Origin of the sequence: Altibacter lentus (assembly GCF_000746845.1) — a bacterium.
GTDB classification, from domain to species: domain Bacteria; phylum Bacteroidota; class Bacteroidia; order Flavobacteriales; family Flavobacteriaceae; genus Altibacter; species Altibacter lentus.
The window spans coordinates 2407382-2420898 of the sequence record NZ_KN050846.1 but is presented as its reverse complement, the minus strand read 5'-3'; the positions used below and the strand labels follow the sequence as shown (position 1 = coordinate 2420898).

The window sequence follows — 13517 nt, the reverse complement described above, 5'->3', positions numbered from 1 at the left end:
TCGTGAGCATTCGATTTTGCTATATTAGAGGCTATAACATTTCTTTTAAATCTATGGCAGACCTATTCACACGACCTTCATCAAAAATTGATAATCAAGAACTCTTTTTTAAATTGTATAATACTAAAGATGAAGAAGATTTATTAAACATAATAGACCTTTATCCTACAACATTTGATGACTCAAACTGGAAACCATTGGGTGGAAATTTCAGTAATTATGGTGTGGTAAAAAATCAACAATCAAGTCCTATTGCCGCGTTAATAGAAAAAGTCACTAATGCCATTGATGCTTTACTAACAAAAGAATGCATTCTTTCGGGAATTGACCCAAAATCTGACACTACACCTAAATCTATGGACGAAGCCATTCAAAAATTTTATCCAGAAAATAATTGGGATTTATCTTCATTTCGCAAAGAACAAGCCGAGAATATTCAAATTATTGCTGACGGTAAAGGACCAAGGAACCAGAAAAGCCAATATCCAACATCTGTAGTAGTTTATGATAACGGCGAAGGGCAGCATCCCGAAAAGTTTGAGGACACCTTTCTCTCGCTACTTCGTGGTAATAAGAACGATATTCATTTTGTACAGGGTAAATACAATATGGGTGGAAGTGGTGCCATTGTATTCTGCGGAAAAAAGCGATACCAACTTATTGCTTCTAAAAGGTACACAAATGATGGTAATTTTGGATTTACCCTGGTACGTGAGCATCCTAAAAAAGAATCTGACCAAGCAAAAGAAACGTGGTATGAGTACTTACTAATTAATGAAAAAATCCCTTCGTTCACAGCTTCAAAACTAGACCTTGGTCTAAACAATCGTCAATTTGAAACAGGCACCATATTAAAACTCTATTCATATCAGTTTCCCAAGGGCTATTCCGGGTTTGCCCAAGACTTGAACCAGAGTATTAATGAGTTTCTATTTCAACCCGCATTACCAATTTTAACAGTCGATACCGCTGAGCGCTATCCAAATAATAAAGTTCTGGAAAATGATTTATTCGGTTTAAAGAGGCGTTTAGCAGCTGAGGAATCCGAATATTTAGCCGAAAGCTTTTCAGAGAATTTCTCGGATGATGTCTTCGGAAAAATGAAAGTATCCTGCTACGTGTTCAAAACCAAGGTAAAGGATTATGACCTCAAGAAGACCAAAAAAATCATACAGGATAGATACTTTAAAAATTCAATGGCGGTGATGTTCTCACTTAATGGACAAACCCACGGGCATTACACCTCTGAATTTATTACGCGTTCGTTAAAGCTAAATCTATTGAAAAGTCATTTATTGATTCACGTGGACTGTACCGAGATGAAATATAACTTTCGGAAGGAACTGTTTATGGCTTCCAGGGACAGGCTCAAGGACGGCGATGAAACTCAATTTCTGAGAAGTTATCTGGCAAAAAAATTGAGCTCAAAAGATGGAAGGTTGGCAGAAATAGAAAAACGCAGAAAACAAGCTGTAGATATTGATACGTCTTCAAATACAAGCGAATTACTCAAAAGTTTTACCAAAAATCTGCCACTTGATTCTGAGTTGGCAAAATTGCTGAACCAAACATTCAAGCTTGATATTAAAAAAGAAAAGAAAACTGAGGGAAGGAAGAATCGAACTTCAAATGAAAAAGAACCCACAACTTTTGAGCCTAAGAGGTTTCCATCATTTTTTCGAATCGATACTAACAGTAAGGATAAAAAAGAAGTTGCTTCAATACCACTTAATGGTGAAAAATCGATTCGTTTTTCTACAGATGTAGCCAATGATTATTTTGATAGAATTGATGAACCTGGGGATTTAAGGGTTAGTGTACTCAACATAAAACCTAATGATTCTGATGGTGGAAATAAACCTGGTGAACCTAAAGAAATTGATGAAGTTTTTAACGTAGTAAAAAGTAGCCCAAACAAAGGAAAAATAAAAATTTCCCTTAACCCTAAAGACGAATTGAAAATTGGCGACAGCATTCAAATGAAAGCAAGCCTCTCATCACCAAATGGCAATATAGAGGAATTATTTTGGGTAAAAATTGCCGACAACAACAAGCCAAAAAGCGAATCACCGAAAAAAGAAAGCGATAATGATTTGTTGGGATTGCCAAAGCTGGTCTTTATGTACAAGAGCACAGATGAGAATTCTGATACGGACGTAACTTGGGAAGCGGTTGAAGAAGCCACGAGCCTCGATGTAGATTATTCTACTGTTATGATTCCGGATGCTGAAGGCGACTTATTAAATCGCATTTTTATCAATATGGACAGTACCGTACTGAAAAATTTCAAATCCAAGGAAAAGAACATCAACCAAGAACAATTAGAATTAGCTAACCGCAAATATTACACCTCGGTATATTTTCACACCTTGTTTCTTTATACAATCAGTAAAAATAGAGGCTATGAGATTAGGCAAAAAGTAGAGGGCAAAAATGAATTGGAACACGTGGATTTAGGCCAATACCTAAAGGATTTGTTTGACCACTACTACTCAACCTTTATATTAAACTTTGGTGGTATGGAAGCTATGATGCAGGGAATTGGCGATTAACACCAAGTGATTTCCTACCCTAATATCATAGCCCAAAAATAAAGTCATTATATCCCATCCCAAAAGTTGTTAATGGCTTAAATAATCCTATTTTTGTAAGGACAAATTTTGTCTCTAAAATAAAATTCAACAACGATGGAAACATTGGGTGAATATCTCAGAACACTAAGAGAATTGCAAAATCTGCCTATAAGAAAAGTTGCAGCGGCACTAGATATAGACCAGTCAACACTTGGTAAATATGAGAGAAATGAGAGGCTTCCCAAAAGAGAACTTCTGTCAGACTTCGCCTCATTCTATAATGTTGCTGTTTCTGAATTGGAAAAAAAATACTTAACCGACAAGGTTGTGTTTACCCTTTTAGAGGAAGAAAATCCAGAGCGTATTTTAGTTGAATGTAAAGACAAATTGAACTATTTAAAAAATAAAAACGGCGAATCAAAAATAAATGAATAAACTAACGTTTACAGGACACGAAACATTTCACTGTCGCCATTTTTGGTTGAAGAAGGGATACGATTATCTTTCCAAAGGACAGTCTTTCAAAAACCCTGATGCGGTAACAGCTTTAGGTGTTGGAAAAAATATGGTGATGTCCATTAATTTCTGGTTAAAGGCTTTCGGCATAAATGACCGAGAAGACCAAGCCACTGCGTTTGCCAATAAAATCTTTAATAGTAATACAGGTTACGACCCTTTTTTAGAGTATGAAGGTACTTTGTGGTTATTACACTATAAACTGTTAGACACAAACCTAGCCTCTATTTACCCTTTAGTTTTTAAGGAATTCAGAAAAAGTAGGGTTAATTCACAATTTACAACCCAACAGCTGCTTAGGTATTTGTTAAGGACAGCCACTAACAATGAAACCTCGATAGCTGAAAACTCTTTGAAAAACGACATCAAGGTATTTATAAAAACATACTATATAGCCGATAAGAACATTAAGGATATGGAAGACGATTTATCGTCCATCTTCATCGACCTCAATCTTATTACTAAAGTTACCGATACCGAGGAAGGTTCAGTTTTTCAATTGAAAGTAAGTGAGAGACCTGAGATACCCAAAGAAATATTTTACTTCCTAATCTTAGATAAATTCCCAGAGCTTGCGTCTATAAGTTTTGATGATATACAAAATAAGATAGGTGATGTGTTTGCTTGCTCTACCGAAGGTACCGAACTTAAAATTCAGGAAATATCGGAAGCTTTTAAAGATGTTGTTTATAAGAAGGATGCCGGAAGAAAAGAAATACAAATTAAAAATATCCCTAACAAGTGGGACATATTAGAACGTTACTATAATGTATAAGTTTACAACATCCACAAATATTGAGCGCGATGCCGTAAACGACATCCATTACGTAGTTACACCCAATGCAAAAAATGTTTTTGAAAGAATAGTTTCTGGATTTCAACAGGGACACCATTCCTTTAATATAATTGGCTCTTATGGTACTGGGAAGTCCAGTTTCCTTTGGGCTTTCGAAAAAAACCTTAATGACAGAAAACCTTATTTTGCTAATCTTAATGGCCAGTTTAAAGGGTTTGAGAAGTTTTCATTCTTAAAAATTATTGGGGAAGCCGCACCCTTGACAACAGTACTAAAGAAATCCTTTAAAGTTAAGGAAGACACAGCGAATTCCAGTCTTATTGAAACAATAGGCAAGCGTGCTGCATCACTTAAAGATAAGGGCGAAATATTGGTTATCCTAATTGATGAGTTCGGTAAATTTCTTGAATATGCAGCCAAACACAATCCAGATAGCGAATTATACTTCATACAGCAATTGGCGGAGTTGGTAAACGATTCCAATAGGAATATTATTTTGATCACAACGTTGCATCAAAATTTTGGTTCTTACGCCATTGACCTATCTCGAAATCAAAAGAACGAATGGGATAAAGTAAAAGGACGATTAATTGACATTTCGTTTGATGAGCCCATTGAGCAACTACTTTATTTAGCTTCAGAAAGAATAGAGGGTTTGAAAATTGAAAAACCAAAGAATATTGGTTTTGATAATTTATTCGATAAAATAAACGAAAGCAAGCTGGTTAGCAATTCAGAAACCCTGAATTACGATTTAGCCAATAAACTTTACCCTTTTGATATTCTCTCAGCAAATATTCTGGCTCAAGCTTTGCAAAAGTATGGTCAAAACGAAAGGTCTTTGTTCTCTTTTTTGGCTAACAGTCAAGTTTTCTTTGATAAAATAGATGAAGACAATCATACATTCTTTAATGTAGCTAATGTATTTGATTATCTAACACTTCATTTAACTAGTGAATTAGAAGATAGATATTCAAACCCACACAAGCCTCAATGGAATACCATTGTAAAAGCATTGGATAAGGCAGAGGCTATTAACGATATAGGATATGAGCACTTAGCGAAAATCATCAAGACCATTGGTCTGGTAAACTTATTTGCAAAATCTTTCGGTAGGCTGGATAAAACTTTCCTAGAAAATTATGGTAAGTATGCCTTAAACATTCCTGATTCCGAAAAATATATTGAAAAGCTAATCAGTCAAAAAATAATCAAGTTCTATAATTATCGTAATAAGTTTTTCTTTATTGACGGAACGGATGTTGATATAGAACAGGAATTGATTGACGCAAGTTCTCATATCGATACTACCATTAATATTGCTTCAAAAGCCAAATATTATTTTACGGAAAAATATCATTTTGCCAAGGAAGCTTATTTTGAAATTGGTACACCAAGGTTCTTTAAGGTAAATGTATCGGATTACATAGATAACATTAAACCTGAAGGGGGAATTGACGGCTACATACATATAATTCTCAATAAAGACATAAAACAAAAGGATTTAAAGAATACCGATGTGCAACAACCGGCACAACTATATGTACTTCTCAAAGACTTTGAATTTGTAAAGTCTTGTATCTATGAAATTGAAAAGATGGATTTTGTATTACAAAAGTATGCAGAGGACAATGTTGTAAAAAAAATACTAACGGAAGAGAAAGCCCACGAAATACAAAAATTGCAAAAACTTCTGGAGTACGGTATTTATGAAATATCCAATGCTGATTGGTTTTATGGTGGCAAAAAGCTTAAAATCGATTCAAAGGTAACCCTAAACAGAACCCTTTCATTAATAGCCAAAGAAGAATACCCTGAGACGCCTCGTTACTTAAATGAAATGGTAAACAAAGAGTATTTGAGCACCCCCATTTTAACGGCGCGCAAAAACCTTCTTAAAGATTTACTTAACCATAGTGAAGTTGAAAACTTAAATTATGACGACAGTAAATTTCCACCTCAAAAATCTATTTATTTAGGGCTTTTAAAAGAAACAGGAATACACCAAGCTCAAAACAGCACTTATGTTCTTACTGAGCCTACGGATTCCAGTTTTATACCCCTTTGGAGGCATTGTAATAATTTCTTAGAAGACTCAAAACATATTAAAAAGAACCTGTCTGAATTATACGAATCGCTATCTAAACCACCATTTAAACTTAAGAAGGGGTTCATAGATTTTTGGATTCCTATATTCCTTATTGTAAAAAATCAAGACTATGCACTATTTCACAAAGCTTCTGGATATGTCCCTTACCTAACTAGTGAAGTTCTTGACCTTGTGCATAAGAAACCTTCCGATTATGAACTGAAATCATATAAGATTGAAGGAGTAAGACTAAACCTTTTCAATAAATATAAAGAGATTACAGGTGTTAATACATCTAGTAACAAGCCCGAAAGTTCGCTGATTTCTATTTTCAGTAGTTTCATAGCGTTTTATAATGCCCTACCAGATTACGTTAAAAAAACCAATCGATTAAGTCCATCCTCTAAAGGCTTGAGGGATGCTATTGCATCTGCAAAGGACCCAGAAAATGCGCTACTATCAGAAATACCTAAAGGATTAGGATATAAAAACATTAACCTCGAAGAAAATGACAGTGAAATCCTAAATGACTTCATTGAACGCTTAAATGGGGCTATCAGTGAAATTAGAGTTGCTTACGAAGGCTTGTTAAACAGGTATGAAGAAAATATATGCGACGCTCTAAATCTGAAAATTAATGATTTTACAGATTACAAAAGTAAAATTCAAGCACGTTACAAGTCGTTGAAACCACATTTATTGATTCAAAAAGAAAAAGTTTTTCTTAACCGCATAATGTCCAAACTAGACGAACGTGATTCTTGGCTAAAATCCATTGCTGATGTAATTCTTGGAAAGTCTATCGAGAAAATGACTGATGAGGACGAAGCCCTTTTGATGGACAATACAAGAAAGGTACTCTCAAATTTAGATAATCTATTGGAGTTACATTCTTTGGCAAATGAAACTGTAAATAATGAAATAGTACAATTTCAACTAACAGATATCTCAGGTAGAACCATAAAACAAAATATCGTTCTGAGTGCTTCTGAAGAAAAGAAAGTTTCAAAATTACAGAAAGATTTAGCCAAGGTACTATCCAAAAATGACAAATTGAGTGCAGCTGCTATAATTAGATATTTAAAAACTTTGCACGATGAAGGTTAAACACGTACTTGGAATTTCTGGAGGAAAAGATAGCGCCGCACTAGCACTTTATCTTAAAAATCTATATCCCACTTTGGATGTAGACTATTATTCTTGCGACACAGGAAAAGAATTAAAAGAAACCTATGAACTTATAGAAGCCTTAAACAGCAGGTTAGGTAAAGACATTAAAACAATTTTTGCTGTCGAACCGGAAAAAGAAACCCCGTACAAAACCACATTTGACCATTTTCTAGCTGAATATGGTGGTTATCTTCCCTCTTCAACTGCAAGATGGTGCACCAAAAAACTAAAGTTAGAACCCTTTGAGAAATACATTGGTGATGAGCCTACAATATCATACGTGGGAATACGAGGAGATGAAAACAGGGAGGGCTATATATCCAAAAAAACCAACGTGCAATCTATTTTTCCGTTTAGAAAAAATATTTGGAGCGAAGACGTTATAAAAGAAGTGTTGGCTAATAATAATATTCCAAAGATTGCAAAACTTTATAACAGTCTAAGTCCAGACCATTTAAAGGAAGATATTATCAATAGGGTCAATCAGCCTATTTCACCGAACTTTAGGCAAGGGCAAAAATTAGAATTCCTTTTAAATAGTGATGTAAAATTATTTAATCGGGTGGTATTTGAGTATTTAAAAGAAAACACCGATTATCCTGTAGGCCTTTTAGAAGAATTCCCTTTAATAGATAATGATGAAGTTTTGGTATTGGACGACATCTTTAAAATACTAGACGAGAGTGGTGTTGGCATACCAGCGTACTATATAAAAAAATCATACCAAGTAGAAATTGATGGTAAAATAGAAACTGGCACCTATTCTCGAAGCAGGTCGGGTTGTTTCTTTTGTTTTTACCAGCAAAAAATAGAATGGGTTTGGCTCTTGGAAAATCATCCAACCTTATTTAAAAAAGCTATGGTATATGAAAAAGACGGTTATAACTGGATGGATAGCGAGACCTTGGAAGAGCTATCTAAACCAGAACGAGTTAAAGCCATTAAGAAAGAACATTTTACGAGAATGAAAAGGCAGCTTAGCAAAAGAACTACCAACAGTTGGAAAGATGAAATTATTGAAGCGGAAGGTCTTGGTTGTGCTAGCTGCTTCATTTAAAATATAAATATATGAGTGATAAAATCGATTTATCCATAGATGCCGGTAGGCTTCTTTTTGGATTGAGCAGAATTGGCTACACAACTTCCGCCGCCATTTGTGATATTATAGATAACTCTGTAAGAGCAAATGCAAACAACATACACTTATTAATCAAAAAAGAACGTGAAGATTTTTCTGATAGTAAGAGGAACAATGTCAAGGAATATATCATCATAGACGATGGCGATGGTATGGACGCAAATGCAATCGAAGAGGCATTAAAACTTGGCTCAACAGATGACCATTATGACGATAAGTCCCTATCAAAATTTGGCTTGGGTTTAAAATCAGCTTCATTTTCTCAGGGTGATGTACTCAAAGTTATTTCTTCGAATGGTAGTGGATTTAATAAGTATGAAGTCTCTCTTCCAAAAGTAATGGCCGCAAAAGAATACTTTGCAGAAAAGACTGAAATTGACGAGAATGAATCCGAACTAATTGATACCTATCTAAAAGAAGGTAAAGGTACCATCATTATTATTTCTGCTATTCGATTAAACAACCATCCAAGTGTTAGAAATACCATTAAGGAACTTAAAACAAAAGTTGGTGTCATTTATTTCTATTTCCTATCTGAAAGCGGAATCAATATTACGATTGGTGACAAAAAAATAGATGCCATTGACCCGTTGTTTGTAGCTGAAGCCAACGAAAATGGAAACTTGAATGAAAATGAATGGGACGGAACCGAAGTGCAATGGATAGAAAAACCAAAAGAGCTTACCCTTGATGATGAACTACAAATAAATGTCACTATTGAGATAACGCAACTTCCTTATCCACCTATTTATAGAATTAAAAATATAGGTGAGTCGAGAGACAAGGAAGTGCGCGAAAGATATTTAATTGAAGCAGGCAACTATGGTTTTTATGTGTATAGAAATAAAAGACTGATATCTTGGGCTTCAAACCTACAAGGTATTATCCCATACGACCAAGATTTTTATGCCTTTAGAGGAAGAATACTTATCAATGATGAGGCAGATGATTTCTTCAACATTGATGTGAAAAAATCTTCGCTCACCCTTTCTGAAGAAGCGTTTAGAAATATCAGCGATTTTACCAAAGAAGCAAAAAGTAAAAGTAAGGCTGCTTGGAAAAATGCAGGTAAGATTAGTAGAGACATAATTAATAAAGCGCCTAACGAAATAGCAAACAAACTCTTAGAAGAATTTGAGCAGATAGAAATATTGCCTGGTGATGACCTGCCCGATGAGGAAATAGCTTTAGAGCGATTAAAGGCTATCACGGACGATATGACCTCAAAAATCAAGTGGATAATTAAAATGATGAAAGAGGATAAGGGTGAAGAAGTGGATGATGTGGATGATGACTACACCGAAGATGAAAAAGAAGAGGCCGTGAAAGGTGAAAAAAACCCTAACCTCACTAAAATATTCAGGGTATCATCTGTTGAGGACAACCTTTTATGGGAACCTTACTATGATACCGATTTAGGGAATTGTGTAAGGATTAATAAAATTCACCGATTTGCAAGACTAATCTATGAAGATAATGCCGAAAATAGAGATTTACAGATTCTCTTCGACTTAATGATGCTTCAATTTGCCGATTCCGAATTATACGCCTACAAGAATATTGGAAAATATGAATACGACGACCTAAAAGTTATTTTACGTGAATCCAGAAGAATAGTATCAGAATTTCTGGCCAATATGTGCCGAAAACTAGAGAACGATTTGCCACCAAATTACAGTGACGAAAAGTATGCTTGAGACTAGTATTCTAGGTGCATTCAATGGTGCTGACCAAGCTTATATCTATATCTGGCTTTCCAAAAAACACAAAATCGTTTATGTAGGAATGACCAACAGTTACACTGGTACAATTGGTAGAGCCGGTGCACACTTTAATAGAAAGGGAACTTTACGAAAACGGTTTGTTGAAACCAGAGGTTATGAAGTCAACGACGTAGATGATATATTGTTACTGTCCTTCCCTTTGCCTAAAACAAGAGAATTTACATCAGTAGAAAAATCATATAGGGAAGCTGTTGAATATTTAGTACAAAAAGAACTGATTTTATTGCGTGGCAAACTCAATCCTACTTTTGATGTTATCTCGTGGGTAAGACTTAGCCCAAGAACAGGAAATTCGAGAATCAAAAAATTAGCGGCGTCCATTGTAAATTCTTTTGAAACTAACTATTCTCGTTTTTAAGAGCATTGACTAAAATATCTAAATGTGATTGAGTTGTGGGACTTCCAAAACTAACCCTGATGCTACTTTCGGCTTCTTCTTTAATTAGCCCCATACTTTTAAGTACGTGGGATTGTTGCAACAATCTAGAATTACAGGCAGAGCCCATTGACACCGAAACTGTGTTTTTATTTCCTAATATAAATGACTCGGCATCTTGATTTGCAAGTTGTATATTAAGAATAAAGGGGCTTCTATTAGCTGAAACTGCATTAACTATACCCAATTTTGATTGCCGCAATTTTTGTTGTAAATGAGTATTCAACTTTTGAATTTTCTGGTAATTTGTTTCCATCTCAAACATTGCCACTTCGCTAGCTTTTCCCAAGCCTACAATTCCTGGAACATTCTGTGTCCCTAAATTTACAGAATCAATAAGGTGTTTAACCGATACACTAGGTTTAGTTTTAGCAGTTGATTTTATTAATAATCCACCGATGCCTTTAGGTCCGTAAATTTTATGCGCATTAAAACAAAGTAAGTCTATATTTTCATCTTGAAAGTTGAGTGGAAGTTTTCCATAAGATTGTGTCGCATCTGTAAAAAAAAGAACATTATGTTTCTTGCATATAGTACCAATATCCCCAATATCGGCAATAACACCGGTTTCATTGTTAACGTGCATTAATGCTACAAGTATTGTATCACTTCCAATACTATCTTCCAGTAAACTTGTATCTAATTTTCCATTGTCATCAACATCAAGATAGGTTATCCGAGCACCGACTTTTTCTAAATCCTCACACGTATCTAAAACTGCTTTGTGCTCTGCTTTGGAAGTGATTATATGGTTTCCTGCATCTAAACTATTGTAGAAAACTTGACTTATGGCCAACTTGATAGATTCAGTTGAGCCACTCGTAAAAAACACCTCATTCTCATCACAGTTAATAAGCTTGGAAACTTGATTTTTGGCTTTTTTAACGGCTTTAGAAGCCATTTCCCCTTGCTTATGAGTACTACTCGAAGCATTTCCATAATAACTGAGAAAATATGGCGACATTGCATCGTAAACTTCCTCGTTTACTGGTGTAGTAGATGCAAAATCAAAATATATTGGTTCTTCGTTCACGCTCTTTAAATAACAACTGCAAAGTTAATAATATAATCACCAATAACTATTAACCAAAATATAAGAAAGTCCTCTTTTAGAGCAGAGATATTATAATATTTATGTTAATTGCCTTTATCAAAAATGTTTTTTATGTAATTACAATTTCCTAACCAATTGTATATATCTATATAAAGTTTTAATAAAAATTGTTTTTTTACGTTGGAAATATAAGCAGCTTGAAAACGGCAACCGTAGTCGCAAATTTTAATATCTTGCCAGATAATTATTTTTTTAATGTTAAAAACACTGCAAATAATTGCCTTAATACAAGGTGTTTTTGTCCTTACGGTATTGTTTATCAATCGTAAAGAATACAAGAAAACTACGTTTTGGTTGCTCTTTGGAAGTTTGATTTCAGTGCTACTGTATGTGGCAGGCGATGATGACAATAACCTATTTGTTCAAGATGCAGACTGGTTTTTGTTTGATAGTTCGCTATTTGTAACATTCCTATTCCTGTTTTTCCGATACTACAAAAATGGGAAAGAAAAATTCGCCAAGCTTGATTACCTTTTCTTTTTGCCAAATATCATTTATTTCTTTATTGAAGCGCTCGAAATATGGATGGTTGAAGAAAATTCCATTGTTGAAATATTTGAAAGCATTATAGAGTTAACATTTGTGGCGTATTTGACATTGATAATCTATTCAATCCTGACTACGAGAACGAAACATTGGATAATCTATTTTGCGATTCCGATAGCATTGATATTTGCTTTGTCATCCTTGGATGAATTACTGAATGTTTTTATGACAGTTGAATTACCTTTTCTTAACGACCAGAATTTCAACACATATCTTCTATTGGTCGTTGCCTTTTTGTTTTATTTTATAGCCTTCAAATTGTTAAGTAAGGGTAAAGATGTTCTACCAAATGTTGAAATTGGCAAATACAAAAATTCCAACCTTAACCCGAAACTAATTGAACAATACAAAGCGGACTTAGTTCGCTCAATGGAAACGGATAAATTGTATCTCAATAACAAATTATCAATTGTCGATGTTTCAGATAAATTAAATATTCCACGCCAATATATTTCGGAAGTATTGAATGAACATATGAATAAAAGTTTTCAAGATTTCGTGAATGAATATCGTGTAGAAGAATTCGTAAATCGACTTAAAAACGACCAAAATAATCATTTTACACTTCTTGGTATTGCTACGGACGTTGGATTTAATTCCAAGTCCTCATTTAACGCAACCTTCAAGAAACATAAGGGTTTAACACCTACTCAATTCAAAAATAGCCTTTCCTAAATTTACCTATTTTGTACAGATTAATTGTTCTGCACTACTCTGTTAAAATCTACATCAAATCTCGTGCGTTCTTTGGATAACAATACAAAGTACGCAGATGGAAATAGCATTTTTCAAAAAAACATTATTACTCTTTTTTAGCTTATTCTTTAGCCTTGTAACATTTCAAATACAAGCTCAAGATACAAGCGAAACAAAACCCGAAATTGGTACAACCCAAAAAATTGGTGATGTCATCTTATTTGCATTGCCTGCCGCAACTTTAGGAACAAGTTTTATAATTGGCGATGAAAAAGGGGCTTGGCAGTTTACTAAAAGCCTATTGCTTACCGTAGGTGTAACCTATGGCCTAAAATATTCCATCAACAAACAGCGACCGGATATGAGCAATGACAACGCTTTTCCATCTGGACATACTTCAACTGTTTTTCATAGTGCAGGATATGTGCATAGACGATATGGCTTCAAGTATGCCCTGCCATCTTATGCACTGGCTGGTTTTACTGCTGCAAGCCGCATCGATAGCAACAAACACGATATACTGGATGTAATTGCAGGTGCTGCAATCGGTCTTGGAAGCAATTTAATATTCACTACAGAATATCAACAAGAGCATATGGAATTGACCTATTCCAACTTTAAAGGCAATCATATGGTAGGTTTCAAATTTAAATTTTAAC

The 13517-nt window shown here is 34.6% G+C and carries 10 protein-coding genes; 9 read left to right on the top strand and 1 reads right to left on the bottom strand.

Features of this window, described 5'->3' with window-relative positions; all coding sequences use genetic code 11:
- Window positions 1–53: 53 nt before the first annotated feature.
- The 7 genes from JS40_RS11250 to JS40_RS11220 all read left to right on the top strand — a co-directional run bounded on the left by JS40_RS11250 (window position 54) and on the right by JS40_RS11220 (window position 10424).
- Window positions 54–2552: a hypothetical protein gene (locus JS40_RS11250; RefSeq protein ID WP_201770362.1), complete on the top strand. Its 2499-nt coding sequence runs from the start codon at window positions 54–56 to the stop codon at window positions 2550–2552.
- Window positions 2553–2687: 135 nt separating this feature from the next.
- On the top strand, window positions 2688–3008 hold the full coding sequence (locus JS40_RS11245) for a helix-turn-helix domain-containing protein (protein WP_034260614.1): 321 nt from the start codon (window positions 2688–2690) through the stop codon (window positions 3006–3008).
- The gene (locus tag JS40_RS11240) at window positions 3001–3864 is read left to right on the top strand and encodes a DUF4007 family protein (protein ID WP_034260612.1); all 864 of its coding nucleotides are present in this window, start codon (window positions 3001–3003) and stop codon (window positions 3862–3864) included. The genes JS40_RS11245 and JS40_RS11240 overlap by 8 nt, the downstream gene beginning before the upstream one ends.
- Entirely contained in the window at window positions 3857–7081 is a 3225-nt protein-coding gene (locus JS40_RS11235) for a P-loop NTPase family protein (RefSeq protein ID WP_034260610.1), read from the top strand. Before JS40_RS11240 ends, JS40_RS11235 begins: the two co-directional genes overlap by 8 nt.
- Entirely contained in the window at window positions 7071–8201 is a 1131-nt protein-coding gene (locus JS40_RS11230) for a phosphoadenosine phosphosulfate reductase family protein (RefSeq protein ID WP_034260608.1), read from the top strand. Before JS40_RS11235 ends, JS40_RS11230 begins: the two co-directional genes overlap by 11 nt.
- Window positions 8202–8212: 11 nt before the next feature.
- A complete protein-coding gene (locus JS40_RS11225; RefSeq protein ID WP_034260606.1) occupies window positions 8213–9979 on the top strand; it encodes an ATP-binding protein in 1767 nt (588 codons plus the stop codon).
- Window positions 9972–10424 carry a hypothetical protein gene (locus JS40_RS11220; RefSeq protein WP_034260604.1) on the top strand — a complete coding sequence of 151 codons (453 nt, stop codon included), beginning with the start codon at window positions 9972–9974 and terminating at the stop codon, window positions 10422–10424. The genes JS40_RS11225 and JS40_RS11220 overlap by 8 nt, the downstream gene beginning before the upstream one ends.
- On the opposite strand, the gene JS40_RS11215 is transcribed toward JS40_RS11220, so the two are convergent.
- Complete coding sequence (locus JS40_RS11215) at window positions 10405–11535, bottom strand: cysteine desulfurase family protein (RefSeq protein WP_051957573.1); 1131 nt, start codon at window positions 11533–11535, stop codon at window positions 10405–10407. The two genes, JS40_RS11220 and JS40_RS11215, sit on opposite strands and share 20 nt — an antisense overlap.
- Before the next feature lie 276 nt (window positions 11536–11811).
- Between JS40_RS11215 and JS40_RS11210 the strand changes: the two genes are divergently transcribed.
- Window positions 11812–12837 (top strand): helix-turn-helix domain-containing protein, encoded by a 1026-nt coding sequence (locus tag JS40_RS11210; RefSeq protein WP_034260602.1) that lies wholly within the window; start codon window positions 11812–11814, stop codon window positions 12835–12837.
- A gap of 97 nt (window positions 12838–12934) precedes the next feature.
- Window positions 12935–13516 carry a phosphatase PAP2 family protein gene (locus tag JS40_RS11205; RefSeq protein ID WP_034260600.1) on the top strand — a complete coding sequence of 194 codons (582 nt, stop codon included), beginning with the start codon at window positions 12935–12937 and terminating at the stop codon, window positions 13514–13516.
- Window position 13517: the final 1 nt, after the last annotated feature.